Consider the following 26,064-nt stretch of genomic DNA (forward strand, 5'->3'; position numbering starts at 1 on the left):
CTCCTCACCATCAGGGGAGACTTAAGCCACCCGGGTCTGGGTCTCGGAGCTGTATTCCGGGTCGGCTTCGCAGATCACACGATTGCGGCCGGCGCGCTTGGCGGCGTAGAGGCAGGCATCGGCGCGTTCGATCAAGGAATCGGTGTCGTCGTTCGGCTTCAGCATGGAGACGCCGACCGAGATCGTGACGCGGCCGAGGATTTCACCGGTCGACTTCTTCTTCAGCTCCTTGGCCATCACGGCGCGACGGATGTGGTCGGCGACCGTCAGCGCCTGGCGCAGCGCGGTGTTGGGCAGCACGACGGCGAATTCCTCGCCGCCATAGCGGGCGGTGATGTCCTGGCCCTTGATGGTCTGTTTCAGCGACTGCGCCACCAGCCGCAGCACCTGGTCGCCGGTGAGGTGGCCGTAGGAGTCGTTGAACGACTTGAAGTGATCGATGTCGAACATCAGGAGCGACAGCGGCTCGCCGCTGACCAGCGCGGTCTGCACCGCCGTGTCGATCGAGCGGTCGAAATATTTCCGGTTGCCGAGGCCGGTGAGCGGGTCGGTCAGGCTCTCGGCGCGGATCGCCTCGAGGCTATGTTGCAGGTCGTTGATTTCGGATTTCGACAGTGCGAGCCGGTTCTCCAGCGCCTGGTTGGTATCGCGCATCTCGCGGGTCGACTTGGCGAGGCCCTCGACGATCGTCTTGATGTGATCGTGGGTCGTGGCGCTGGCGAGCTTGTTGCTGGCACCGATCAGGCTGGCATCATAATTCGCCGACACACCGAGCGCATCGGTGATCAGCTTCATGACGGCGTCGATCTCGCCGATGACGCGGGCGCCGACCTTGTCGATTCGATCGGAGGTCTTGATGTGCGAGAGATAGGTTTCGTAGATCTGCTCGAGATCGGATTCGCTGAGTTTGCCGCTGCGCGCCAGGGTCTCGTTGATGACCTTGTTGAGCGGCGCGTTGTACCCGGTCGCGTAGACGTACCAGATCTCATAGTTGCGGGGTACGGCAGTCTGGCGAAGCGAGCGGATCTGGCCGAGCGCGACTTCGGCGAAGGCCAACGTACGTTCGTGTTCGTCCAGCAGTTTCACCACTGTCACGTCCTCAATGCGCGCAATGCCGGTTGCACCCGGCAGCAATGACTAAATTATTGGCGCGAGGGTACGGGACGAGAGTGAAAGCAAGGTAAACAGTGGAACTACGGGAATCCGGTCGCGACTATTGTCCAATGTCGTCGCGACTTTCGGAAGACTTTCGTTTGCTCGTCAATGCGATATGGAATCTGCGCGGATTTGCTTCAAACCCGAAGCATCACCGCACGATGTATCGCTAGATCTGACGGAGATTCGCGGATTGCCGCCGCCCGTCGCGGCGACACCGGCGCAAGCGTTACGCGCGTGCGCGCACAGGTCGCAGCAGGAAGGCAGGCAGATGCGAATGATCGGCCGGCTCGTGGTCGACTTCGCGCTGTTGCCGCCGTGGCTCGGCGCGCCCGATCGAGGGCACGTGCGACGGAGTGGCCTGCGGGGTACCGCTACGGCCGTTGCGCGGCTCGCGCTCGGGCTTCGCTGCACGCTCCTGCTGGGGCTCCCTGTCGTGACGCGGTTCGCGCTCACCATTGCGCGGCTCGCGTTCACGGCGCGGCTTGCGGCCGCCACGGGCGCCGTCGCGCGAACCGTCGCGGCTGCGCGACCGGCGCGGCGCGGCGTCCTCGTCAGAGGCCTCACTGTGCACGGCGTAGTCGCCTTCAGCGCGTGGGATCGGCTGGCCGATCAGCTTCTCGATCGCAGCCATCGACTTGCTATCGAGCGAGGTGACGATGGAGATCGCGGTACCGGTGCGTCCGGCGCGACCGGTACGGCCAATGCGGTGGACGTAGTCGTCGGGGTGGTGCGGTACGTCGAAATTGAAGACGTGGCTCACCGCGGGAATGTCGAGACCACGGGCGGCGACGTCGGAGGCGACGAGCAGCGGGATCTCGCCCTTGCGGAATTGGTCGAGGGCCGCGGTGCGGGCCGACTGATCCATGTCGCCGTGCAAGGCGCCGACGCTGAAGCCGTGTTTCTGGAGTGATTTGTGAAGGACGGCGACTTCGCGCTTGCGATTGCAGAAGATAATCGCGTTGTTGAGATCCTTGGCGTCACGCAGCAGGCGGCGGAGGATTTCGCGCTTGTCGTGCGCTTCGCGACCAGCGGGCACCTGCAATTGCGTCACGGTGACTGCGGTGGTTGCGGGCTTGGAGACTTCGATCCGGGCCGGGTTGTGCAGGAAAGCCTCGGTGATGCGGCTGATCTCCGGGGGCATCGTCGCGGTGAAGAACAGCGTCTGCCGGGTGAACGGGACGAGCTTGCAGATGCGTTCGATGTCGGGAATGAAACCCATGTCGAGCATGCGGTCGGCTTCGTCGATCACCAGCAACTCGACGCCGGTGAGCAGCAATCCGCCGCGTTCGGTGTGGTCGAGCAGGCGGCCGGGCGTTGCGATCAGCACGTCGACGCCGCGCATCAGCTTGGAGTCCTGGTCGCCGAACGAGACGCCGCCGATCAGGAGAGCCACGTTCAATTTCTGACCGGCGCCGTATTTGTCGAACTGCTCCTTCACCTGCGCGGCAAGCTCGCGGGTTGGCTCGAGGATCAGGGTGCGCGGCATCCGTGCCCGGGCGCGGCCCTTCTCGAGGAGGGTGAGCATCGGGAGAACGAAGGCAGCGGTCTTGCCGGTGCCAGTCTGTGCAATGCCGAGCACGTCGCGCCGGGCGAGGACGTGCGGGATTGCCTGTTCCTGGATGGGGGTGGGGTTGGTGTAACCGGTGGCCGCAACTGCGGCGAGGACCTTATCGGACAGGCCTAGATTGGAAAAAGACATTGAGCCTCTGGTCGAAACCGCCGTTCGGAATCGAAGGTAAAAGGCTGTCGCGTTCGGCCCCGAAACGGCTCGCTTCTCTAAAAAGCTCGGGGGCTCTGACTAACGCTGACGGACGGCAAACCTGACGAATCGCGCTTCGATCCGAGGGCCGCGTTGCCTCGCAACATAGGGTCGAAACCGGTAAAGTCAATCTTGGAACCGGCCGGATGGCCGAAAAAGCTTAACGTTTTCGCCAAAATAACCGTCATTTCCGTCATTTGGCGGTCAAATGAATCATCTCCCCGGTATCCAGTGCATGGGTCTCGGCAGGCGGGTTGGCGCTGCCCTTGGCCCTGAATTCGCCGGGCGACATTGCCTCGGCCGCGCTGAAGATCCGGTAGAAGGTGGCGAGGCTGCCGAACCCGCAGGCGAGGGCGATGTCCGCGATCGGCCGCCGCGGTTGCTCGCGAAGCAGCCTGCGGCTCTCGCTCAGGCGTTGCGCAGTGACGGTTTGGGAAAAGCTCGTGCCGGTCGCCTCGAACAGAATGTGCAGGTAGCGGACCGAGACGCCGAGCAGATCGGCGACCATGTGGGGTGACAGCGCCGGCTTTGCGAGATGGCGCGTGATCAGGCGCCGGGCCAGGCTCAGTCGGCCGACGCGCAGCGCCTGCTGCGCGCGGCGGCTGCCCGGCCTGATCGCGCCGCGCTCGATCAGGGCGAGGTCAGCCACGATCTTGACCAGCGCAGGGATGCAGGCCGCGTCACCGTCTTCCGCCGCTCCTTTGAAGTCGGCAAGGCAGGCTTCGAGCAACGGTGCCCAGCCGCGATCGTTGGTTGCCGGAGCACCGTGACGAACCGGCTCGGGGGCGGCAGTTGGATCGGCTTGCAGGCCCACAGCGGCCGGGCCGGTGGATGAGGCTTCCGGACCGTATTCCTGGTGCTTAGCGCGCATCGTGCATGATCCCTCGCTCTGCGTGAGAGCGCGCGTCGCCGGTAACGAGATTTGCTGTGCCGCGTCCGGGCGAAGCGCCTGCGGGGTTCTGGCGAAATGGCCAGAAAATATCTTCTCAATCCGTGCAGGCTGATCACTTCGATCGGGAGCGTGTCCGATCTCGCGGCGATGCGCCCGGCCGCCGCGATGCCCCATGTCGACCATTCGAGACGCCTCCGGAAAGTCCTGCGATCGCAATACGTATATTTCACATAAATACGCAATTAATGAAATAGGAAAAATGCGTCGCGACGCAGTGATCGGCCGCGGCAATGGCGCAGCCGGGCCTTTTCGGTCGATTTTTGCGGATCGGTGAGCGTTGCGTGCGGCGCACGCGCTTGCGCAAACTGGGAATTACTTCCGTTTCGGCATCACGGCACAGCCATAGAGCACCATCGCGCAGGTCTGACGGTAGCGGGCCGAAAAGTCGTCATGGGCAATCGGCGGGAGCGATTGATTGACGGCACGTCCGCCGTCGGCCAGTCCCTGGGCGATTTGCGCCGGCGTGAAGGTGCCGTTCAGCTTCAACAGCCGTGCGGCCTGCAAATCGATCACCAGCCTTTCCAGTTCACCCTGGAATGCGACGGCCGTCCTGATCATCAGATCACGGCAGCGTCTGAAGGCCTCGGCGTTGAGCTCGACGGTGTGCGGCGAATGCGTGAGGCGGCGCCGCGTCTCGCCGTAACGCACGTCGAGGACCTCGGCGAAAATATCGAGCGCGCCGCCGCCATTGGTCCGCACCGAGCGGCCGGCCTGCATCGCGAGCTCGACATCCTCGACATGGTGCCAGGCGATCACGGCGCGAAACGCATCTTCCTTGTTGCCGAAATAGTAGTACAGCGCGCGCTGCGTGAAGCCGCAGGCCTTGGCCAGCCCGACCATCGACAGCCCGCCATAGCCGTAATCGAGAAAGGCCCGGTCGACCTGCTTGAGCAGATCAGGTCCAGGCTTGATCATCTTCTTCGGCATCAGCAATCCGCAGGCGTGGAGGGGCGGCACGCGAGATGCCGCGAATCCGGCTTACGGGCATGGCCGCGCTTTAGCAACCCGCAACAGCCCGGTGTGCCGGCTCGTCGGGGCGCTGTCCGCGCTCAGGCGGATTGTGCCCTGTAGTCGCCGGGCGTCATGGATTCGGCGGCATTGAACAGGCGATAGAACGTCGCGAGGCTCTCGAAGCCACAGGCAAAGGCGACTTCGGCGATGGTCTGCCCGGACCGCTCGCGGAGCAGGCGACGGCTTTGCGCGAGCCGGAGCCCGGTCACGGTCTCCGAGAAGCTCATCTCCGTCTGTTCGAACAGGATGTGCAGATGGCGGACCGAGACGCCGAGCAGGCCGGCAATCAGGGTCGGCGACAGCGCTGCGCTCGACAGGTGCTGCCGGATCAGGCGGCGGGCCAACGACAGGTGGGCACTTCGCAGCGCTTGCTGCGCGAGCCGGCTCTTCGGCCGCATGATACCGCGCTCGATCAGCGCGATATGGGCAAGCGCCTGGACCATCGGAGCCGTCCCTGCCGCATTGCTGCCTTCGATCAGGTCGCGAAAGCATGATTCCAGCAACGGCCGCAGTGAGGCCTGGTCCTGTACGGGCTTTGGCACCAGCTCGCCGAGCTCGGCGCCGGGCGGAACGACGTTCGCGACCGGAATCTTGATGATGCGCAGGTGGAAGCCGTCGTCATGCAGCGGGGCGGTGCGATAGGGCAGGTCCGAATGGCTGGTCGCGAACATGCCGTCGCGCACCGCGAACTCGTCAAGCCGTGCGCCGCCGAACCAGCCGCCGCCACCGAGTTGTTGATAGATGCACAGGCTGTCGCTGCGCGCGTCGGCGATGTCGCCGCTACGCCGCTCGACGCGATAGGGCGAGGCGCGCAGCTCGACCAGCCCGGCATCGCCGAGCTTGCGCAAGGAAAACTCGCCGAAGAAGTCCTGGCGGCGGTCGGGCTCGAGCTCCGCGGTGACGCCGAACAATCCCTTGGCGCGGACCTCGCGCCAATAGTCGAAGCGATCTCGAGGATCGACTTGATCAGTAGACCATGTGTACACGGAAAAGCCCTTGGGACCTGCGGAGAGCTCGAGCCGGATCGAAGCTTGAAATCCTATCATGCGGACCGGAAAAGGAAACTTGACCCGAGAGCGACAGACCGCCTCATTTTGGCCGGCTGCGGCCGGTCAGTACCGTGGTGGTTCGGCCTTGAACCGGCCGATCGGCCGAGCCGACTATTAAAGCGCGATGAGATCAGGTTGAATCGTCATCGCGCTTTGGTTTCTATTTCAAGCATGATCCTCCGGATCATGCTCCAGGCGGGGGTCGCACGAACGGCACACGGGTCGTGCAGGCGGGAAACGGATGAAGAGCTGGCTCTCGAGACTTTCGGCGACCCTCCTGGCGGTCGCTTTCATCGCAGCGGCCGCGCCCGCCGAGGCCGAGAAGCGCGTCGCACTCGTGATCGGCAATAATGACTACAGGAACGTGCCGAAGTTGCAGAAGGCGGTCAACGACGCCCGCACCATGGGCGACACGCTGAAGCAGCTTGGCTTCAACGTGATGGTGGCCGAGAACCTCAACCGGCAGGCATTCTCCGAGACATTGCTGGCGTTCGACCGCGCCGTGGAACCGGGTGATACCGTGTTCTTCTTCTATGCCGGCCACGGCTTCGAGATCGCCGGCCAGAACTTCCTGCTGCCGACCGATGTGCCGGCCGCCACCGAAGGGCAGGAGGAGCTGGTGCGCGACGCCTCGGTTCTCGCCGATCGCATCGTCGAGCGGTTGCAGAACAAGAAGGCGCGGACCTCGATCCTGGTGTTCGACGCCTGCCGCAACAATCCGTTCGAGCGCGCCGGGACGCGCGCTGTCGCCGGCGGTGGTGGCCTCGCGCCGATGACGCAACTGCCGGAGGGCGTGTTCTCGGTGTTCTCGGCGGGGCCGCGGCAGACCGCGCTCGACCGGCTGTCGAACGACGATGCCAATCCCAATTCGGTGTTTACACGGACCTTCGCCAAGGAACTGCTGCGGCCCGGCGAGAACCTCGTGCAGGTCGCGCAGCGCACCCGGCGCCAGGTCAGCGAGATGGCCGAAACCGTCAAGCACAAGCAGATCCCCGTCTATTTCGACCAGATGGTCGACGACGTCTTCCTGAACGGGATGGCGAAGGGGCAGGCCGAGGCCGCCGGACCATCCGCGCCGTCGCAACAGGTCGCGGCGCTGCCGCCTGTCGCGGTGCCGAAGCTGCCGAAGGAGGATTCGATCAACGCGCCGATCGCGAGCTTCTCGCGGCACAATGGCGGCTGGACCGTCGTGTTCTCGATCGCCGATCCGACGCTCGGCATCTCCTGGCGGATCGGCGATAGCGGCGACTTCCGCGAAACCGGCTTCATGGACACGCTCGATCCGCGCACGCGCAAGCGAATGCCGAATCCGTCGATCGAGCTGCCGGCCGACGCGCCGGCGGCCACGATCGAGCTTCGCTATGTCGATACCCAGGGCGAGATGCAGGGACCATTCCCGATCAAGTTCGATCCTGACGCCGCGCTGATCCGCGACCAGCGCAAGATCCTCGACATGACGGCGACGAGCTGGCTGTCATTCCGCGAGTTCAACGGGCTGCTGGTCTATTACACCCACTTGATGTCGTATCGCTGCGCGATCCGCGAGGTGCGGATCGGCATCGACAGCGCGGTGCCGGACAAGGTGTTGAAGATGCCGCCCTGCGATCAGCGCGATCCCGTGGCGATCCCATCGAACGCCCAGACCTATCTCAAGCTCGCGCCACAGACCAAGGTGGTCTCGGTGGAGCTGACCTATCGCGACGGCAGCGTGTCCGAGATCAAGACGTTCCGGCGCTGACCGAGCATCCAACCGGTCTCCCGAGAACTGTTGCTCGATCGCAACTTTCACGAGGAAAGTGACGAGGGTGACACCCTGTCGCAGCTTTCTGCTCGTCAGCAAGACGTCGGCCAAATACAAATCATTTTTATTTTATTTCTGAACCAATGCTTTTTGGGGGGCAAAATGCAGAAGCTTTTGGGGTGTGCCTCAATCTCGGTCCTGTTGGGCCTTTCCTGCTCTGGCAATGCGATGGCCGCTGACATGGCCGTCAAGGCGCCGCCGCCGGTGGTTGCTGACGTGTTTACGTGGACCGGGTTCTATGTCGGCGGCAATGCCGGGTATGCGTGGGGCCGGGCTGCCATCGACGGGGCCGAAACCGTTCCGATCCCGCCGTTCTTTGCGGTCGATTCCGCCGCGATTTCCAATGCGGCTTCACCTCGTCTCAAGCCCGACGGCTTTACCGGCGGCGTCCAGGCCGGGTACAATTGGCAGGTGAACAGCACGGTGTTGGGCCTCGAAGCGGACTTCGAGTCGTTTCGGATGCGTGCCAGCACGACGGGAACGTTCCCATTTCCCAGCACTTTGCCCGGCGGAGCGATCGGGCCGCCGACGAGTTTCTTTACGCCCACCTCGTCTGTTTCCACTGATTGGCTCTTCACCGGTCGTGGTCGTCTCGGTTGGGCCAACGACCACTGGCTGCTTTATGCAACAGGTGGCGTGGCCGTCACCAATTTCAGCGTCAACCAATCGATCGTTCAGCTTGCTCCGTTCGTGTTCAACACCAACGCGTCCGACACGCGCGTCGGCTGGACCGTTGGTGCCGGCTTCGAATATGCATTCGCCCGAAACTGGTCGGTGAAGGGAGAATATCTCTACCTCGACTTTGGCAAGTTGAGTGGCGTGGGTGTCTTGACCCCCGCATTCGCCGGGTTCGCCTACAGCAATTCGACCCACCTTACCGCGAACATCGCGAGGGTCGGCGTGAACTACCGTTTTGGCGGACCTGTCGTCGCGCGATACTGATCGCGACTTGACGCTTGGCAAATTCGAGGAACCCCGGCCATTGGCCGGGGTTTCTGTTGATGCCCTTCAGGCGGTCACGACCCTGCTGCCTGCCTGGCGTGTGCTGTGACGGCTGGCTGCTCCCAAATCGTGCCCCGAAATGCAATCACCGGGTCTGGCAGGGCAATCAAAATGATCGACACGTCCATACTGCCGGCAGGAAAGGCCATGAAGACCCGCTGCTGCGTGGTCGGTGGCGGGCCGGCCGGCATGATGCTTGGCTATCTGCTCGCCCGCGCCGGAGTCGACGTCGTGGTGCTGGAGAAGCACGCCGACTTCTTCCGCGACTTCCGCGGTGACACCGTGCATCCCTCGACCTTGCAGGTGATGGATGAGCTCGGCCTGATCGACGGTTTCCTGAAGCTGCCACACCAGCAGATCCAGAAACTCGACGGCATCTTCGGCGGCACCTCGGTGCGGATCGCCGACCTCAGCCGCCTCAGCGTCAAATATCCCTTCATCGCGATGATGCCGCAGTGGGACTTCCTCAACTTCCTGCGCGAGAGCGGCAGGCGGTTTGCCTCGCTCAAGGTGCTGATGAGCGCGGAAGCAACCGACCTGATCCGGAGCGGCGACGCGGTGACGGGTGTCCGCGCCAAGACGCCGGACGGTCCGGTCGATATCGCGGCCGATCTCGTGATCGGCTGCGACGGCCGCCATTCCATCGTGCGCGAGCGCGCCGGCCTCGCGGTCGAGGAGATCGGCGCGCCGATGGACGTGCTGTGGTTTCGCGTCGGGCGGCGTCCAAACGAGACCGAGAATCTGTTCGCCCGTGTCGACCACGGCAAGATGATGGTGACGTTCGACCGTGGCGACTATTGGCAGTGCGCCTATGTGATCGCCAAAGGACAATACGAGGCGGTGAAGGCGAGGGGATTGCCGGCGCTGCTCGAGGACGTGCTGCGCCTCGCGCCAATCCTCAAGGCCGGCATCGCCGACGTGAAGAGCTTCGACGACGTCAAGCTGCTCACCGTGGCGATCAATCGGCTGACGCGCTGGACTCGTCCGGGCCTGCTCTGCATCGGCGACGCGGCGCATGCGATGTCGCCGATCGGCGGCGTGGGCGTCAACCTCGCGGTGCAGGACGCGGTCGCGACCGCCAACATCCTGGCGGCGAAGCTCGTGCATGGCTGTCCGTCGGAGGATGAGCTCGATGCGGTCAGGCGACGCCGCGAATTCCCGGTGCGGGTGACGCAGCGCATGCAGGTGATCGCGCAGAACAACATCATCAGCGCGGCGCTGAAGCCGGGCGATCAGCCGATCCCGTTCGCACTACGGCTGATTACGGCATTGCCTGTTTTGCAGGGGCTGACGGCGCGTCTCGTCGCCGTCGGCGTACGGCCGGAGCATGTGCACTCGCCGGCCGCGACCTGACGCGCCTCGCGTACCAGCGAATTTCTCCCGGGCCGACAGAACGCGAAGGCCCCGGCGCTGCGCCGAGGCCTCGGTGTCTCAGGCCATGACCGAATAGCCGCCGTCGACCGGGATCGCAGTGCCGGTGACGAAATCCGATGCTGGTGAAGCGAGGAACACGGCGATGCCGGCAAAATCGTCGATCGCGCCCCAGCGTGCCGCCGGCGTGCGTGCCAGCACGCGCTCGTGCAGGCCGGCAACCTGCTGGCGCGCGCCCTTGGTCAGGTCGGTATCGATCCAGCCGGGAAGGATGGCGTTGACCTGGATGTTGTCGGGCGCCCAGGCGTTGGCGCAGGCGCGGGTGTACTGCACGATGCCGCCCTTGCTCGCGGCATAGGCCGCGGCGAAGCTCGCACCGAAGATCGACATCATCGAGCCGATATTGATGATCTTGCCGTGGCCCGACGCCTTCAGCGCCGGATACACCGCCTTCGAGCACAGGAACGCACTGGTCAGGTTGGTGTCGATCACCTTGCTCCACTCGTCGAGCTCGAGCTCGTGCGGCGGCTTGCGGATGCTGATGCCAGCATTGTTGACGAGGATGTCGATCCGGCCGAGCTCGTCGATGACCCGCGCGACCATGGCCGCGACCGCGGCCTTGTCGGTGACGTCGGTCGCCACCGCGATCGCCTTGACGCCGCGCTTGGCCAGATCCTCGACGGCGGCCTTCGATTTCGCTTCGTTGCGGCCGACCACGGCAACCGCCGCGCCGGCATCCGCCAGGCCCCGCGCCATGCCGAGCCCGATGCCGCCATTGCCGCCGGTGACGATGGCGACCCGGCCGGAGAGATCAAACTGTCCGTTTCTCATTGTTGTTGTCCGTTGTGGTTTGAACCGGAGCCGAGAGTGCCCGATCGTGGCCGTGCTGGCCAGATCGGGTGCCGCGGACAACAAAAAAGCCCCGGACGATGCCGGGGCTCTTGCTCTGCTAGGTCAGCAGAAGATCAGTGTTCAGCTCAGTACTTGGCAACAACCGGACCGGTCCAGTTGAAGCGGTAGACCAGCGAGGTGCTGATGGTCTGGACGAACGGCTTGAAGGTGATGTCGCGACCGTTCGAGATGTTGGTGACGTCCGCCAGCTCCGAGATGTTCTTGGTGTCGTAGTAGGCAGCGCGGTACTCGGTCTTCATGAACCAGCCCGGCGCGGTGAGGCCGAAGATGTTCAGGTTGTTCTCGACGCCGCCGCCGACGAACCAGCCGCTGCGGTCGAAGCCGTTGGTGTGCAGGCCCGAGGGGAGAGCGGTGATGGTGTTGAACAGGGTGGCGCCCTTCCAATGCGAGTTGGAATAACCCGCGTTGACGTAGGACAGAACGTTCGGAGCGACCAAGTAGCCGAGGCGCGCACCGGCGGCCCAGCTGTAGTCGTTCTTGATGTTGCCAGCGGCGAACGGACCCTGATCCTGGATGGTGCCCTTCAGGCTGCCGAACTGGCCGTCGGCGAACACGCCGATCACCCAGCTGTTGGCGGTCTGCCAGTCGTAGCCGGCGCCGACGGTGCCGTACCAGCCATCGCCGCCCTGGCGCTGGTTGAAGCCCAGGATCGGCGCGCCGCCGACGGTGTTCTGGACGCCGGTGTCAGCATCCCAGATGCCGCCGCCGCCGCCGCCGAAGATGTAGAAGCCGGTCCAGCTCGGCGCCGCCGCGATCGGGGCCGGAGCCTTGGTGTAGGGGCGGGCGGCCAGATCAGCAGCCGACGCCGAACCTGTCATCGCAGCAACCGCGGTCAGAGCGAGCAAAACCTTCTTCATATCCAAATCCTCGACTTAGCGTTCGATCGGGTCGCTGCCGGGAGCGCGTTGGCGCCGATTCCCGAAACTCATGTCAGGACTATACGTGGTTCCGTTGGAAATGCTGTTGCGGGTGAGACACAACCGGCCGAAAACGATACCTCCGGTACTCTCGGAAACCGCGAATGAGAACGGCCGCCCCCGATCGGGAGGCGGCCGGAAAACGGTTTGAAAACAGTCGGTTGGGCCTAGACGTCGAGGAGGTCGTCGCTGGCGAATTCGGCCTTGTCGGAGATGAAGGCAAAGCGCGCTTCCGCCTTGGTGCCCATCAGCCGCTCGACCGAGTCGGCGGTGCCCTCGCGATCGTCGGCGAGCAGCACGACGCGCAGCAGCGTGCGCTTGGCCGGATCCATCGTGGTCTCCTTGAGCTGCGTCGGGTTCATTTCGCCGAGGCCTTTGAAGCGATTGACCTCGATCTTGGCGTTGGCGTTGAACTCGCTCTTGATCAGCTCGTCCTTATGGGCGTCGTCGCGGGCGTAGACCGACTTGGTGCCGTGCTTCAGCTTGTAGAGCGGCGGCACCGCCAGATAGAGATGGCCCTCGTCGATCAACCGCGGCATCTGCCGGTAGAAGAAGGTGATCAACAGCGAGGCGATGTGTGCGCCGTCGACGTCGGCGTCGGTCATGATGATGATGCGCTGATAGCGCAGATCCTCTTCGCGGTAGTGCGCGAGCGTGCCGCAGCCGATCGCCAGCACGAGATCGGAGATCTGCGCGTTGGCGGTCAGCTTGTCCTTGCCGGCTGAGGCGACGTTGAGGATCTTGCCGCGCAGCGGCAGCACGGCCTGGGTCTTGCGGTCGCGCGCCTGCTTGGCGCTGCCGCCGGCCGAGTCGCCCTCGACGATGAACAGTTCCGAGCCTTCGGTGCCGGCATCGGAGCAATCGGCGAGCTTGCCGGGCAGACGCAGCTTCTTGCCGGCGGTCTTGCGCGCGGTTTCCTTCTCCTGGCGGCGGCGCAGCCGCTCCTCGGCGCGATCGATCACGAAATCGAGCAGCCGATTGGCCTGGTTCGGATTGCCCGACAGCCAGTGGTCGAACGGATCCTTCATGGCCTGTTCGACGATGCGCTGCGCTTCAGCGGTGGCGAGGCGGTCTTTCGTCTGGCCCTGGAATTCAGGCTCGCGCACGAACACCGAAAGCATCACGGCCGCGCCCACCATCACGTCTTCTGACGTGATCGAGGCCGCACGCTTGCCCTGGCCGGCGCGCTCGGCGTGATCCTTCAGGCCGCGCAGCAGCGCGCTGCGCAGGCCGGATTCATGGGTGCCGCCGTCGGGCGTCGGCACCGTGTTGGTGTAGGACGACAGGAAGCCGTCGGCGTCAGCGGTCCAGGCTACCGCCCATTCGCAGGCGCCGTGCGCGCCGCTGCGGCCGGACTTGCCGGAGAAGATGTCCTGATGCACCAGCGTGTCGGCGTGGATCGCCGCCGCGAGATAATCCTTCAGGCCGCCGGGGAAGTGGAATTTGGCTTCGGCCGGAACGTCCTCGACGCCCTTCAGCAATTCCGGATCGCAGTGCCACCGGATCTCGACGCCGCCGAACAGATACGCCTTCGAGCGCGTCATCTTGAACAGGCGTTGCGGCTTGAAGGCGGCCTTGGCGCCGAAGATTTCGGTGTCCGGCTTGAAGCGGACACGGGTGCCGCGGCGGTTGCTGACCTTGCCGAGGTCCTCGAGCTTGCCCTTGGGATGGCCGCGCTCGAACGTCATGCGATGCAATTGTCCGCTGCGCGCGACCTCGACCTCGAGCCGGGAGGAGAGCGCGTTGACCACGGAGACGCCGACGCCGTGCAGGCCGCCCGAGGTCTCGTAGACGTCGGAATTGAATTTGCCGCCCGAGTGCAGCGTGCACATGATGACTTCGAGTGCCGACTTCTTCGGGAATTTCGGATGCGGGTCGACCGGAATGCCGCGGCCGTTGTCGTTGACCGACAGGAAGCCGTCGGCCGTCAGTTCGACCTCGATGAAGGTGGCGTGGCCCGCCAGGGCCTCGTCCATGGCGTTGTCGATCACCTCGGCGAAGAGGTGGTGGAGCGCCTTCTCGTCGGTGCCGCCGATATACATGCCGGGGCGCTTGCGAACCGGTTCCAGGCCCTCCAGAACCTCGATGCTCGCCGCCGTATAGCCGGATTCGGCGTCCTTCACCGGCTTGGCCGCAGCCTTCGCAACGGCGCGACCCTTCGATTGCGGGGCGTCAAACAGATCGTCGTCAGATTTGCTTTTGGCGTTCGATTTCAATGCTTTGGACATGGTTCTTCAAGTGGCGCGCCGGTCTTGGCGCGGCGAATCGGTTGCTTTGACTATGCCACGGATGGGCTGCCAAATGGGGGCGGCCGCGCCTCCCGGCCCAGCCGCCTGTGTAGATAGGAGCCCGCGATTACGCCCGCGAGGTGCGGAATACAATGACCGTGAACAGGGCCATCGCAGCGAGCACCATCAGCGACCCGACGATCGGGGCGGCCTCGAACGACGGTCCCTTCAGCAGCACGGCGGCCACGCCGGCCGGAAACAACACGCCACCGACGATATGCAGCCAGCCCTGGATCCTGGCGAGCAACATGCTGCCCGCAGCGGGCACCAGCCGGTAGTAGAGCCCGAACAGGAACAGCATGACGCCGCCGACGAGATTGAGATGCGCATGCGCCGGCCCCAACGTGAAGTCGTGCTCGATACCCATTGCGATGCCCGCGAGCATTCCGAACAACAGTACGAGAACGCTCACGCACATCATCAGTGACCCGATCATCCAATGAATCCTTTTTCTTTTGTGGAGGATGCCTGCCGGCCCGCACCGCGGGGGCCTGTGGGAAATCACGTTCGATCCCCGCCTTTGTGACTTGATGTCACGCAGTCGGCCGGCTTACCTGTTCTTAGGCTGCGTGCGGCTAGAAAGGTTCATTCGAGGTTCAACGGAGCGGGAAGGCACACGACGAGATGGAAGACCTTGCGCAGGCCTTGGCCGAATTCGTGCGCCATCACCAGGCCTGGGCCGCTCCGATCGTCATGCTGCTGGCGTTCGCTGAATCGCTGGCCTTCGTTTCATTGCTGGTGCCGGCCTGGGGCGCGCTGGTGGCGATCGGCGCCCTGATCGGCGTCAGCGGGATCAATTTCTGGCCGATCTGGATTGCCGGCGGCATTGGTGCCGCGCTCGGCGATTGGGTCTCCTACTGGTTCGGCTATCGCTACAAGGAGCAGGTCGCGCAGATGTGGCCGCTGTCGCGCTATCCCGAGATCCTGCCGCGCGGCGAGGCCTTCGTGAAGCGATGGGGCGTGCCCAGCATCTTCATCGGCCGCTTCTTCGGCCCGCTGCGCGCCTCGGTGCCGCTTGTCGCCGGCATTTTCGAGATGTCGTACTGGCAGTTCCAGATCGCGAATTTCGTCTCCGCGCTGGTCTGGTCAGCGGCGCTGCTGTTGTTCGGTGATGTGATCGCCCAGGCCGTGGAGTGGATGTGGCGGGCGGTGTAATCTCCATGGTCTCGCGGCGGGATATCGGAGAGGCAGGAGATGAAACCATTCTGGCGCGGGGTAGCGGCGCTCGCAGTGGCCGCCGCGGCATCGTCCGTCCAGCAGGCTTCGGCCCAAACCATCCGCGATACGCCTGAGAAGAATCCCGCGGTCGCGCGTGCCAACAGCGCCGCGATCGCGCTGTTCAAGCGCGGCGACAATCAGGGCGCGCTGTCCGCCCTCGATGGAATCATCCAGCGCTTTCCCGACTCCGGCCTGGCTTACGCCAATCGTGGCGCGGTCTATTTCCAGATCAAGAAGTATGACGAAGCGATCAAGGACTACACGCAGGCGATCGGTCTGGGCAGAAACGACACGATGACCGTGCTCAATCGCGCCTCCGCCTATTCCAAGAGTGGCGATTTCGACCGGGCGCTGGACGATTGCAATGCCGTGATCCGGATCAATCCGCGCAACGCGGTCGCTTACCGGGTCTGCGGGGTCGCCTATCAGGGCAAGGGTGACGCCGAGCGGGCGTTCTCGAACCTCAACGAGTCGGTGCGTCTCGATCCGCGCGCGGCCAAGACCTATCGCGCGCGCGCCATCGCCTATGAGCAGGCCGGGCAGGCCGACAAGGCACGGGCCGATATCGCGCAGGCCGGCAGGCTCGATCCGTCGAGCATCACTGCGGCGCAAATGGCCGAGGCACGCGAGCGCGCCGGTGGTGCAGCAATCGCCGCAGCGGCACCGTCCAAGCCGGCTGCGCCGGTCGTGGCGGCTACGCCGACGCCCGATCCCGCACCGGCTGCGATCGCAACCGATGCGCCGGGCGGCGAGACGCGCGTGGCGCTGGTGATCGGCAACAGCGATTATGTCTCGGTGCCTCGTCTGCCGAATCCGCAGCATGACGCCGCCGCGGTCGCGGATGCGCTGCGTTCAGCCGGTTTCAAGACCGTCGTACTCAACGACAATCTCGGTGCCGCCGCGATGCGTCAGGCACTCAATGATTTCTCGACCGAAGCCGCCAAGGCGGATTGGGCGCTGGTCTATTATGCCGGCCACGGCATCGAGGTGAATGGGACCAACTACCTCATTCCGGTCGACGCCAAGCTGAAGACCGATCGCGCCGTTCAGTTCGAGGCGGTGCCGCTCGATGCGGTTCTGGCAAGCGTCGAGGCCGCGCACAAGCTGCATCTGGTGATCCTCGATGCCTGTCGGGACAATCCATTCCTGCGCGACATGACGCGGACCGTGGCGAGCCGCTCGGTGGGACGAGGCCTGGCGCGGGTCGAGCCCGAGGCGAGCGCGACGCTGGTGGCCTATTCCGCCAAGGCCGGTCAGACCGCGATGGATGGAACGGACGGGCAGAGCAACAGCCCGTTCGCCCGCGCACTCATCCGCAATATGCAGAAACCGGGCGTCGAAATCCGGAAGTTCTTCGGTCTGGTCCGCGACGACGTGATGGCGGCGACCGGCAACGGTCAGGAGCCGTTTGTCTACGGCTCGCTGGGCGGTGACGATTATTTCCTGAGGAAGCCCTGAGTCTTCGAATTCGCACTCTGTGCACGGGCCGGAGACGGGCCAATTGCGAGTTCGAAACTCGGCCGCCTCGCGAGCTTATGGACCGGTGATCTGCCGTGGAATAAAATCGCCAGGCAGGGGTTGGGCGAGGGGACGGCCAAGCGCGCAGTCGTTGCAGAACGAAGCAAATCCAACATGCCCGAACTCGCCGCTCGCAGCCGCTGTGTCGCATTGGAGGACATCCCATGGAATTGACCCGACGTCACGCTCTCGCCGGTGCTGCCGGCGTCGCCGCAGCACCGTTGTTGTCCGCCGCTCCTGCGGCCGCTGCGGCGTCGGTCGCCGACAAGCAGGCCCCGAGCTTCTATCGCTACAAGGTCGGCGACATCCTGGTGACCGCGGTGTCCGACGGCAAGAACGTCTTCAAGCTGGAAGACGCCTTCATCCCGAATGCGAAGCGTGAGGACGTCAATGCGGCGCTCGAGAAGGCGTTCATGCCGCGCGACATGATGACGATCTGGTTCGCGCCGCTCGTGCTCAACACCGGTGGCAAGGTGATCGTGATCGACACCGGCAACGGCGCGCTGGCGAAGGTCAACAGCAAGGGTGCCAACGGCCTGTTCGCCGACAATTTCGTCGCGGCCGGCTTCGATCCCAAGGCTGTCGACATGGTGGTGATCTCGCACTTCCACACCGACCACGTGAACGGCCTGCTGACGGCCGAGGGCACGCCGGCGTTCCCGAATGCCGAGGTGCTGGTGCCTGCCACTGAATGGAAGTTCTGGATGGACGACGGCGAGATGAGCCGGGCGCCGGCCGGCCGCATGCAGGGCCTGTTCAAGAACAACCGCAACATCTTCGAGGCCGGCCTGAAGAAGAAGGTGACGCCCTATGAATGGGGCAAGGAGATCGCCCCGGGCCTGACCTCGGTCGAGACCATCGGCCACACCCCGGGTCACACCTCCTATGTGCTGGCGTCGGGTTCGGAGAAGGTCTTCATCCAGTCCGATGTCACCAACAATCCGAACCTGTTCGCGACCAATCCCGGCTGGCACGCGTTCTTCGACCAGGACGGCGACGTGGCGGAGAAGACCCGGCGGCGGATCTACGACATGGTGGTCGCAGAGCGGCTCCAGGTGCAGGGCTTCCACTATCCGTTCCCGGGTCTCGGCAACGTGGTGAAGGACGGCAATGGCTATCGCGTCGTGCCGGCGCCGTGGAATCCGGTGATCTGAACGGCTGTCTTGACGTGAGAGTGTCTTGACGTCACTTGGGTGCGGCCTTATAGCCGCGCCCATGATCAACGCCGCGACCATCACCATCGCCCGCCGCCGCCGCATTCTCGCGGTATGGGCGGTCGTTCGCGTTTAAGACATCGCCTCTGCCGCCGGATCCGATCCCGCGGCGCTCTCCTGAAAAAGACCCGTGGTTCGATCTGGCGGCTCCTACATCACAGGGAGCAACCACCATGTATACGCCACCGGTATTCAAGCCTGACCGCGCTGCAAGCCTGGCCTTTGCCGAAGCGCGCGGCTTCGGGCTTGCCTGCGCCTGGGACGGCGCCAAGCCGATCGCGTCCGCACTGCCGTTCTATCTGACCTATGCGGCTGACGGTACGCCGCGGGCGCTGTTTCATGTCGCCCGTCACAATCCGCTGATAAAGCTGGCGGGCGGCACGTCCTGGCTGCTGGCCGTCAACGGCGCCGACGCCTATGTCTCGCCGGACTGGTACGTGTCACCCGATCAGGTGCCGACCTGGCTGTATCAGGCGGTGCATCTGACCGGGCCGGTGCGGACATTGTCGGATCAGGAGCTTGCCGTTCAGATCGACGCGCTGAGCGCCAAGTTCGAGGACCGGCTGTTGCCGAAAAAGCCGTGGGTGTCGGGCAAGATGACCGCCGCGCGGCTGGAAGCGATGAAGCGGGCCATCGTGGGCCTCGAGATGACGGTGGAAGCGGTGGAGGGCAGCTTCAAGCTGAACCAACACAAATCCGAAACTGATTTCGCGGCGGTCGGCAACGCGCTCGCTGCGCAGGCCGAAGCCGGTGCCAGGGACATCGCGGCCTTGATGCGCGAGGTGCGCCCGCAAGCTTTCGCGACGATGCAGGCCGAGATGACGACACTTCCGGGGAGCGAGCAATGACGAAGAAGAAAATCGGAATTTTGGGGGCGTCCGGCTACACTGGCGCTGACGCAGTGCGTCTGTTGGCGCGGCATCTGAATGCCGAGATCACCGCGCTTACCGCCAACACCCATGCCGGCAAGGCGATGAGCGAGGTGTTTCCGCACTTCTTCATGCTCGACCTGCCGAAACTCGTGGAATGGGAGAAGGTCGACTGGACGCGGCTCGATGCCGTGTTCTGCGGACTGCCGCACGGCACGACGCAGGAGATCATCGCCGCAGTGCTGAAAGCCAATCCCGCAATCAAGATCCTCGACATGTCCGCGGATTTCCGGCTGCGCGACAAGGACAGCTACGCGCAATGGTACGGCCATGAGCACAGGGCGCTCGAATTGCAGGACGAGGCCGTCTATGGGCTGACCGAACTCTACCGGGAGAGGATCGCGGCCGCGCGGCTAGTGGCCTGTCCCGGCTGCTATCCGACGGCGGTGCTGCTGGCGCTCGTTCCGCTGGCGAAGGCAAGGCTGATCGACGTCGACGACATCATCATCGATGCCAAGTCGGGCGTCACCGGGGCCGGACGCGGACTGAAGCAGAACACGCTGTTCAGCGAGGCCGGCGAGGGGTTGTCGCCCTATTCGATCGGCAGCCATCGACACTCGGCGGAGATCGAGCAGGAGATCGGCGCAGCCGCTGGTTCGGCCGTGACGGTAAACTTTACCCCGCATCTCATTCCGATGGCGCGGGGCGAGTTCTGCACATCCTATGTCAAACTGAACGGGGCGACGCCGGACGATCTGCGCGCCGCGCTGGAAAAGGCCTACGCCAACGAGCCGTTCGTCCATGTGACGAAGAAGGGCGTGCTGCCACAGACGCAGAACGTGCGTGGTTCGAATTATGTTCAGATCGGGGTCGTCGCCGACCGGATCAAGAACCGCGCCATCGTGCTCTCGACGCTCGATAATCTCGTGAAGGGGTCGGCCGGACAGGCGATCCAGAACATGAACCTGATGTTCGGCTTGCCCGAAACCATCGGACTGGAGCAGATCGCGCTGTTTCCGTGAGCGGGGATGTTGTCGCAGACGAGGATGCGCTCAATCTATTGGCGGCGCGGGCGCGGCCAGATGTGCTAGCTAACGAAACGAATGAGCTTGAAAGGAACGTGCCATGACCCTCACCGATACCAAACAGACGACCAAGAGTGGTGCGACCACGGCAACCGTATTCGTCGACGGCGGCTCCGGCACGACCGGCCTCGGCATCCAGGAGCGGCTGCACGGGATCGGCGACGTCACGGTGAAGCACATCGCCGAGGACAAGCGGAAGGATGTCGGTGCGAAGCGCGCGCTGATGGAGGAGGTGGATCTCGTGATCCTCTGCCTGCCTGACGATGCCGCCAAGGAAACCGTCGCGTTGATCGACACCATGGGCAATGCCGCGCCCAAGGTGCTCGACGCCTCGACCGCCCACCGGGTCGCGCCCGATTGGGCCTACGGCTTCCCGGAACTCGCGCCCGGCCAGGCCGACAAGATCCGGACCGCGAAAAAGGTCTCCAATCCCGGCTGCTATCCGACCGGCGCGATCGCGCTGCTGCGGCCGCTCGTCGATGGCGGCCTGCTGCCTGCCGACTATCCCGTCACCATCAATGCGGTGAGCGGCTATTCGGGCGGCGGCAAGTCGATGATCGCGAGTTTCGAGGACGGCTCGGCGCCGGCCTTCCATCTCTATGGTCTCGGTTTCGAGCACAAGCACGTGCCGGAGATGCAGCTCTATTCGCATCTGACGCGGCGGCCGCTGTTCATCCCGTCGGTCGGCAACTTCCGGCAGGGCATGCTGGTCTCGGTGCCGTTGCAGCTCGACGCGCTGCCCGGCAAGCCTGACGGTGCCGATCTGCAGGCGGCGCTGGCGAAATGGTACGCCGGCAGCAAGCACGTTTCGGCGATGCCGCTGCACAACGACGCCGCCAAGGACGGAAAGATCGAGCCGGAAGCGCTCAACGAGACCAACCAGCTCGAGCTCTATGTCTTCGCCAGCGACAAGCATCGCCAGGCGGTGCTGGTCGCCCGGCTCGACAATCTGGGCAAGGGCGCCTCGGGCGCTGCGGTCCAGAACATGCGGCTGATGCTCGGGCTAACCGACGTCTAACGGCAGGGTGCGTCATGGACGACGCCACGCTGCAATTCTACCGGCACAATGCCGAGGCTTACGCCGGGTGGGCGAAAGCACCGTCCACCCGGCTTGTCGCCTTCCTCAAATTGTTGCCACGGGGCGGCTCGATCCTCGAACTCGGCTGCGGGGCCGGCAATCATGCCGCGGTCATGCTCGCCGAGGGCTTCGTGCTGCGTGCCACCGATGGTTCGCCGGAGATGGCCGAAGTCGCCGCGCGGCGCATCAATCATCCCGTCGAGGCAATGCTGTTCGATCAGCTCGACGAGCGGGATGCCTATGACGGCGTCTGGGCCAGCGCCTGCCTGCTGCATGTGCCCCGCGACGAGCTGGCCGGCATTCTGGGCCGGATCCATCGGGCGCTGAAGCCCGATGGATTGTTCTATGCGAGCTACAAGGTCGGCCACGATGACGGCCGCGACAGCATCGGGCGCTATTACAATTATCCCACCGCCGACTGGCTGGCGGCGACCTACGCGTCGTCAGGGGTGTGGACGCAGGTCTCGTCCGACACCAGCGAGATCAAGAGTTTTGACGAAGCGCCCGCGACGATGCTGCATATCGTAATGCGGAAGAGCGGGTAGTTTGCCGCTCAGACGATCTTGAAGATCGCGAGCGCCAGCACGGCCTGGGCGATGAAGCCGACCGTGAAGGCCAGCGTGCGGAACACCGGAATGCCCAGCGCGTAGACGATCAGATGCGCGACGCGCGCCCAGAAATAGACGGCGCAGGCGAGCACGGTCCATTTGCTGGAATAGTCGGCGGCGTTCAGGATCAGCACCAGCGGCGCGAAGATCACGAGGTTCTCGACCGCGTTGTCGTGCGCGAACATCAACCGGTTGGCCCAGTCGGCTTGCGGCTTGTCGTTGCGCGTCGGATTGCCCATCGCACCCGACAGGCCGCGAACCTGCGTACGGTTGATGATGTAGGGAATCCACAGCAGTCCGGTCAGGATCACCGTCAGCGACAGCCAGAACAGTTCGCGCGTCATCGTATCCCCCTCACGTGAATTCGATTCCCGACCGTCGGGACCGTCTGTTTATAGCTGAGTGGCGAACCTGGCGCTACGCGAAGACTTGGCGCTACGCGCGGACACGGACATAGCTGCCGGGGGCGTCCTCGAGCGCGGACGTTCCGTTGGAGCCGACCGCGCGCGCCGGGACCGTCTCCGGATCATGGCTTTCCAGCCAGCCGCGCCAGTCGGGCCACCACGAACCCTTGTGCTCCTCGGCACCCTTCAGCCAGTCGGCGAGCTTGATGTCCTTGATGTTGTCGTTGGTCCAGTACTGATATTTCTTCGAGGCGGGCGGGTTGACCACGCCGGCGATATGGCCGGAGCCGGACAGCACATATTTCACCGGGCCGCCGAAGAACTGCGAACCGTACAGCACCGATTCCGCCGGAGCGATGTGGTCTTCGCGGGCGGCGAGGTTGTAGACCGGCACCTTCACCTTCGACAGATCGAGCAGCGTGTTGTCGAGCACCATGGTGCCGGTCGACAGCCGGTTCTCCAGGTAGCAGTTGCGCAGGTAGTAGGAGTGGTTCGACGACGGCATTCTCGTCGCGTCGGAGTTCCAGTGCAGCAGGTCGAACGAGGAGGGCGGTTGGCCCTTCAGGTAGTTGTTCACGACATACGACCAGATCAGGTCGTTCGAGCGCAGCATGTTGAAGGCCATCGCCATCTTGCTGCCCTCGAGCACGCCGGATTCCTGCATGTCGCGTTCCAGCGCCGAGATCTGGTCCTCGTCGACGAACACCAGCAGATCGCCGGCGTGGGTGAAGTCGACTTGAGCTGCGAAGAACGTCGCCGATGTCACGCGCTGGCGGCGCTTCTCGGCAAGGTAGGCGAGTGTCGAGGCGAGCATGGTGCCGCCGACGCAGTAGCCGGCGGTGTGCACCTTCATCTCGCCGGTGACCTTCTCGATCACGTCCATCGCGGTGAGCGGGCCTTCGGTCATGTAGTCGGCCCAGGTCTTCTTGCCGAGCTCCTTGTCCGGATTGACCCAGGAAATCACGAACACCGTGATGCCCTGGTCGACGCACCATTTGATGTAGGATTTCTCGGGACGCAGATCGAGGATGTAGAACTTGTTGATCCAGGGCGGCACGATCAGCAGCGGCGTGCGCAGCACGTTCTCCGTCGCGGGCGAATACTGGATCAACTGCATCAGCTCGTTCTGGTAGATCACCTTGCCCGGCGTCGTCGCCATGTTGACGCCGACCTCGAGATTGCTCGAATCGGACTGGCGGATCTTCAGCGTGCCGTGGCCGGCTTCGATATCCTCGGCCAGCATCTTCATGCCGCGGACCAGATTGTCGCCGTTGGTCTCGACCGTGGCGCGCAGCACTTCCGGATTGGTCAGGACGAAGTTCGACGGCGCCAGCGCGTTGGTGATCTGCTGGACGTAGAATTCGGCCTTCTTGCGGGTATGCGGATCGATTCCGTCGGCGTCGTGGACCAGCTGCTGCGCCCATTTCGAGGTCAACAGATACAGTTGCAGGATGAAGTCGAAGAACTGGTTCGACTTCCATTCCGGGTCCTGGAATCGCTTGTCGCGCGGCGCCGGCGCGATCGCGGGCTTGGCATCGGCTTCGCCGGCCATCCGCCGCACCGCCGAGCCCCAAAGATCGAGATAATCCTTGCCGAGCTGCATCTGCAGCGACGAAGCGCGCTCCTTGTCGGACAGCCAGTATTCGGCGATCACGCTGAAAGTCTTGATCACCTCGCCAAGCTCGTTCGGCGGCTTGTCACGGACTTCGCCGATCTGGCGCGGCTTGAGGTAGGCGGCCAGCGCCTGACCGCTGCTCTCCATCGCCCGCGCGATGTTCATGGCGAAGGCTTCGGCGTTGAATTTGGGGGCGGCTTGGGTGTCGGTGCTGACGTTGCTCATCTGAGGGACACTATCGCGTCGTTTGGAGGGCGTCATCGCGCGGTGCGGCAACGATAATCAGTGAAAATCCGATGTTTCGCTCTGTTGCGGTGCGACAAAAAATCTTTGTTCCGTCATATTGAAGCCTCAGGGGTCGGTTTTGTTGTTCACGCCTTAAGCGTTTCGGGCGACAATGGTTTGAAACGCTGAAGTCGAAATTAACGCAGCGGGGGACGCTGCAAGGCTCGTACCAGTGCGACCCGTGTCAGCGACGCGCGACGTTCGCGCCAGCTTGTTGGGGACAATTCGGCGCATGCCGGTCGAAATGATGAAGAGGGGGCTCGCGGCCGCAGCGCTGCTCGCGTCGGTGTTGGCGCTGAGCGGGTGCTCGAGCACGATCGCCGATATGGCGATGCCGGCCGATGCGCCGGCGCGGGCCAAGGATCCCAGCGGTTACCTCCCGGTGCACGATATTCCGCCCGACCGCGCTGATCCGATGATCAAGCCGGCGGATCAGGCCAAGATCGAGCAGGAGCTGATTGCCGCGCGCGATCGCCAGGCCTCGACGGCGGCCCAGGCCGGCAAGTGAGCCCGCGTCAAACGGCCGATCAGCGCTGGCGCCGCCCGACGTCCGTGCTAAAAGAAGCCCAATTCAACCGCAGGTCCGGCCGCAGCCCCCAGATCGTGCGCCCGAATTCGCTCTAAGTCATTGATTCAGCGCGATTTCTGCAAGAGGCCGAGCCGGCTTCCGCATGCAAGCTATAGGGGGCGATTCTGGCGTCGCGGTTGTCGGAGCAAGGGTCCCATGGAAGATTTTTACCGCATTCGCCGTCTGCCGCCTTACGTCTTTGAGAAGGTCAACCAGGCCAAGGCGGCCGCGCGCAACGCCGGGGCCGACATCATCGACATGGGCATGGGAAATCCGGACCTGCCGACCCCGGCGCATGTGATCGAGAAGCTCAAGGAGACGCTGGGCAAGCCGCGGACCGATCGCTATTCGGCCTCGCGCGGTATCAACGGTCTCCGCAAGGCCCAGGCCGCCTATTACGCGCGCCGCTTCGGCGTCAAGCTCAACCCCGATACCCAGGTCGTCGCCACGCTCGGCTCGAAGGAGGGGTTCGCCAACGTCGCGCAGGCGATCACCGCGCCCGGCGACGTCGTGCTGTGCCCCAATCCGAGCTATCCGATCCATGCGTTCGGCTTCCTGATGGCTGGCGGCGTGATCCGCTCGGTGCCCTCGGAGCCGACGCCGCAGTTCTTCGAGGCGGTCGAACGGGCCATCATCCACTCGATCCCGAAGCCGATCGCGCTGATCGTCTGCTATCCGTCGAACCCGACCGCCTATGTCGCGGACCTCGATTTCTACAAGGATCTCGTTGCCTTCGCGAAGAAGCACGACATTTTCATCCTGTCCGATCTCGCTTACGCCGAAGTCTATTTCGACGAGAACAATCCGCCGCCGTCGGTACTGCAAGTGCCCGGCGCGATCGACGTCACCGTCGAGTTCACCTCGATGTCGAAGACGTTCTCGATGGCCGGCTGGCGCATGGGATTTGCGGTCGGCAATGAGCGCATCATCGCAGCCCTTGCGCGGGTCAAGTCCTATCTCGACTACGGCGCCTTCACGCCGGTCCAGGTGGCGGCGACCGCGGCGCTGAACGGTCCGGACGACTGCATCCGCGAGATGCGCGATACCTACCGCAAGCGTCGCGACGCGCTGGTTGAGTCATTTGGCCGCGCCGGCTGGGACATTCCGCCGCCGCAGGCCTCGATGTTCGCCTGGGCGCCGCTGCCCAAGGCGTTCGAGGCGGTCGGCAGCATGCAGTTCGCCACCCTGATGGTGGAGAAATCCGGGGTCGTGGTGTCGCCCGGCGTCGCGTTCGGCGAGCACGGCGAGGGCTATGTCCGCATCGCGATGGTGGAGAACGAGCAGCGCATCCGGCAGGCTGCGCGCGGCGTGCGCCGCTTCCTTGAAAGCGGCATCGAAACGTTGCACAACGTCGTTCCTCTCGCCAACCGACGCTAATCCTT

Annotated in this window: 23 protein-coding genes; 12 read left to right on the forward strand and 11 right to left on the reverse strand. The window is 64.2% G+C overall.

Annotated elements, in window-relative coordinates:
• Positions 1-21: 21 nt before the first annotated feature.
• The 5 genes from CWS35_RS23265 to CWS35_RS23285 form a co-directional block, all read right to left on the reverse strand.
• The gene (locus CWS35_RS23265; protein ID WP_024578409.1) at positions 22-1,089 is read right to left on the reverse strand and encodes a GGDEF domain-containing protein; all 1,068 of its coding nucleotides are present in this window, start codon (positions 1,087-1,089) and stop codon (positions 22-24) included.
• 295 nt (positions 1,090-1,384) lie between these two features.
• On the reverse strand, positions 1,385-2,857 hold the full coding sequence (locus tag CWS35_RS23270) for a DEAD/DEAH box helicase (protein ID WP_100953959.1): 1,473 nt from the start codon (positions 2,855-2,857) through the stop codon (positions 1,385-1,387).
• 253 nt (positions 2,858-3,110) lie between these two features.
• Complete coding sequence (locus CWS35_RS23275) at positions 3,111-3,992, reverse strand: helix-turn-helix transcriptional regulator (protein ID WP_100953961.1); 882 nt, start codon at positions 3,990-3,992, stop codon at positions 3,111-3,113.
• A 189-nt stretch (positions 3,993-4,181) separates the two neighbouring features.
• Complete coding sequence (locus tag CWS35_RS23280) at positions 4,182-4,796, reverse strand: TetR/AcrR family transcriptional regulator (protein ID WP_100953963.1); 615 nt, start codon at positions 4,794-4,796, stop codon at positions 4,182-4,184.
• Between the two features lie 122 nt (positions 4,797-4,918).
• Positions 4,919-5,866, reverse strand: coding sequence for a helix-turn-helix transcriptional regulator (locus tag CWS35_RS23285; RefSeq protein ID WP_024578405.1), 948 nt, complete (start codon positions 5,864-5,866; stop codon positions 4,919-4,921).
• Between the two features lie 304 nt (positions 5,867-6,170).
• On the opposite strand from CWS35_RS23285, the gene CWS35_RS23290 reads away from it, so the two are divergent.
• The 3 genes from CWS35_RS23290 to CWS35_RS23300 all read left to right on the forward strand — a co-directional run bounded on the left by CWS35_RS23290 (position 6,171) and on the right by CWS35_RS23300 (position 10,085).
• The gene (locus tag CWS35_RS23290) at positions 6,171-7,667 is read left to right on the forward strand and encodes a caspase family protein (RefSeq protein WP_100953965.1); all 1,497 of its coding nucleotides are present in this window, start codon (positions 6,171-6,173) and stop codon (positions 7,665-7,667) included.
• A gap of 30 nt (positions 7,668-7,697) precedes the next feature.
• A complete protein-coding gene (locus tag CWS35_RS23295) occupies positions 7,698-8,672 on the forward strand; it encodes an outer membrane protein (RefSeq protein WP_081725929.1) in 975 nt (324 codons plus the stop codon).
• Between the two features lie 207 nt (positions 8,673-8,879).
• The gene (locus CWS35_RS23300) at positions 8,880-10,085 is read left to right on the forward strand and encodes an FAD-dependent oxidoreductase (RefSeq protein ID WP_100953967.1); all 1,206 of its coding nucleotides are present in this window, start codon (positions 8,880-8,882) and stop codon (positions 10,083-10,085) included.
• 78 nt (positions 10,086-10,163) lie between these two features.
• On the opposite strand, the gene CWS35_RS23305 is transcribed toward CWS35_RS23300, so the two are convergent.
• From CWS35_RS23305 to CWS35_RS23320, 4 genes are all read right to left on the reverse strand, one after another.
• Positions 10,164-10,934, reverse strand: coding sequence for a glucose 1-dehydrogenase (locus CWS35_RS23305; protein WP_100953969.1), 771 nt, complete (start codon positions 10,932-10,934; stop codon positions 10,164-10,166).
• A gap of 146 nt (positions 10,935-11,080) precedes the next feature.
• Positions 11,081-11,872 (reverse strand): outer membrane protein, encoded by a 792-nt coding sequence (locus CWS35_RS23310; RefSeq protein ID WP_024578400.1) that lies wholly within the window; start codon positions 11,870-11,872, stop codon positions 11,081-11,083.
• 227 nt (positions 11,873-12,099) lie between these two features.
• On the reverse strand, positions 12,100-14,160 hold the full coding sequence (gene parE / locus CWS35_RS23315) for a DNA topoisomerase IV subunit B (RefSeq protein ID WP_024578398.1): 2,061 nt from the start codon (positions 14,158-14,160) through the stop codon (positions 12,100-12,102).
• Positions 14,161-14,287: 127 nt separating this feature from the next.
• Complete coding sequence (locus tag CWS35_RS23320; RefSeq protein ID WP_245439081.1) at positions 14,288-14,638, reverse strand: hypothetical protein; 351 nt, start codon at positions 14,636-14,638, stop codon at positions 14,288-14,290.
• Between the two features lie 206 nt (positions 14,639-14,844).
• Here CWS35_RS23320 and CWS35_RS23325 point away from each other — a divergent pair, with 206 nt between their 5' ends.
• From CWS35_RS23325 to CWS35_RS23355, 7 genes are all read left to right on the forward strand, one after another.
• Positions 14,845-15,375 carry a DedA family protein gene (locus CWS35_RS23325; protein ID WP_100953971.1) on the forward strand — a complete coding sequence of 177 codons (531 nt, stop codon included), beginning with the start codon at positions 14,845-14,847 and terminating at the stop codon, positions 15,373-15,375.
• Positions 15,376-15,414: 39 nt separating this feature from the next.
• Complete coding sequence (locus CWS35_RS23330; protein ID WP_100953973.1) at positions 15,415-16,896, forward strand: caspase family protein; 1,482 nt, start codon at positions 15,415-15,417, stop codon at positions 16,894-16,896.
• 224 nt (positions 16,897-17,120) lie between these two features.
• Positions 17,121-18,110 (forward strand): MBL fold metallo-hydrolase, encoded by a 990-nt coding sequence (locus tag CWS35_RS23335; RefSeq protein WP_100953975.1) that lies wholly within the window; start codon positions 17,121-17,123, stop codon positions 18,108-18,110.
• 233 nt (positions 18,111-18,343) lie between these two features.
• On the forward strand, positions 18,344-19,018 hold the full coding sequence (locus CWS35_RS23340) for an FMN-binding negative transcriptional regulator (protein WP_100953977.1): 675 nt from the start codon (positions 18,344-18,346) through the stop codon (positions 19,016-19,018).
• The gene (argC, locus tag CWS35_RS23345) at positions 19,015-20,061 is read left to right on the forward strand and encodes an N-acetyl-gamma-glutamyl-phosphate reductase (protein WP_100953979.1); all 1,047 of its coding nucleotides are present in this window, start codon (positions 19,015-19,017) and stop codon (positions 20,059-20,061) included. The genes CWS35_RS23340 and argC (CWS35_RS23345) overlap by 4 nt, the downstream gene beginning before the upstream one ends.
• A 103-nt stretch (positions 20,062-20,164) precedes the next feature.
• A complete protein-coding gene (argC, locus tag CWS35_RS23350; protein WP_100953981.1) occupies positions 20,165-21,142 on the forward strand; it encodes an N-acetyl-gamma-glutamyl-phosphate reductase in 978 nt (325 codons plus the stop codon).
• A gap of 14 nt (positions 21,143-21,156) precedes the next feature.
• Positions 21,157-21,747, forward strand: coding sequence for a bifunctional 2-polyprenyl-6-hydroxyphenol methylase/3-demethylubiquinol 3-O-methyltransferase UbiG (locus CWS35_RS23355; RefSeq protein WP_100953983.1), 591 nt, complete (start codon positions 21,157-21,159; stop codon positions 21,745-21,747).
• Between the two features lie 8 nt (positions 21,748-21,755).
• On the opposite strand, the gene CWS35_RS23360 is transcribed toward CWS35_RS23355, so the two are convergent.
• The gene (locus CWS35_RS23360) at positions 21,756-22,154 is read right to left on the reverse strand and encodes an MAPEG family protein (RefSeq protein WP_024578389.1); all 399 of its coding nucleotides are present in this window, start codon (positions 22,152-22,154) and stop codon (positions 21,756-21,758) included.
• Between the two features lie 91 nt (positions 22,155-22,245).
• Positions 22,246-24,054 (reverse strand): alpha/beta hydrolase, encoded by a 1,809-nt coding sequence (locus CWS35_RS23365; RefSeq protein WP_024578388.1) that lies wholly within the window; start codon positions 24,052-24,054, stop codon positions 22,246-22,248.
• Positions 24,055-24,346: 292 nt separating this feature from the next.
• Between CWS35_RS23365 and CWS35_RS23370 the strand changes: the two genes are divergently transcribed.
• The gene (locus tag CWS35_RS23370; protein ID WP_024578387.1) at positions 24,347-24,622 is read left to right on the forward strand and encodes a hypothetical protein; all 276 of its coding nucleotides are present in this window, start codon (positions 24,347-24,349) and stop codon (positions 24,620-24,622) included.
• Between the two features lie 216 nt (positions 24,623-24,838).
• On the forward strand, positions 24,839-26,059 hold the full coding sequence (locus tag CWS35_RS23375; protein WP_024578386.1) for an LL-diaminopimelate aminotransferase: 1,221 nt from the start codon (positions 24,839-24,841) through the stop codon (positions 26,057-26,059).
• Positions 26,060-26,064 lie beyond the last annotated feature (5 nt).

This window comes from Bradyrhizobium sp. SK17, assembly GCF_002831585.1.
Lineage (GTDB): Bacteria > Pseudomonadota > Alphaproteobacteria > Rhizobiales > Xanthobacteraceae > Bradyrhizobium.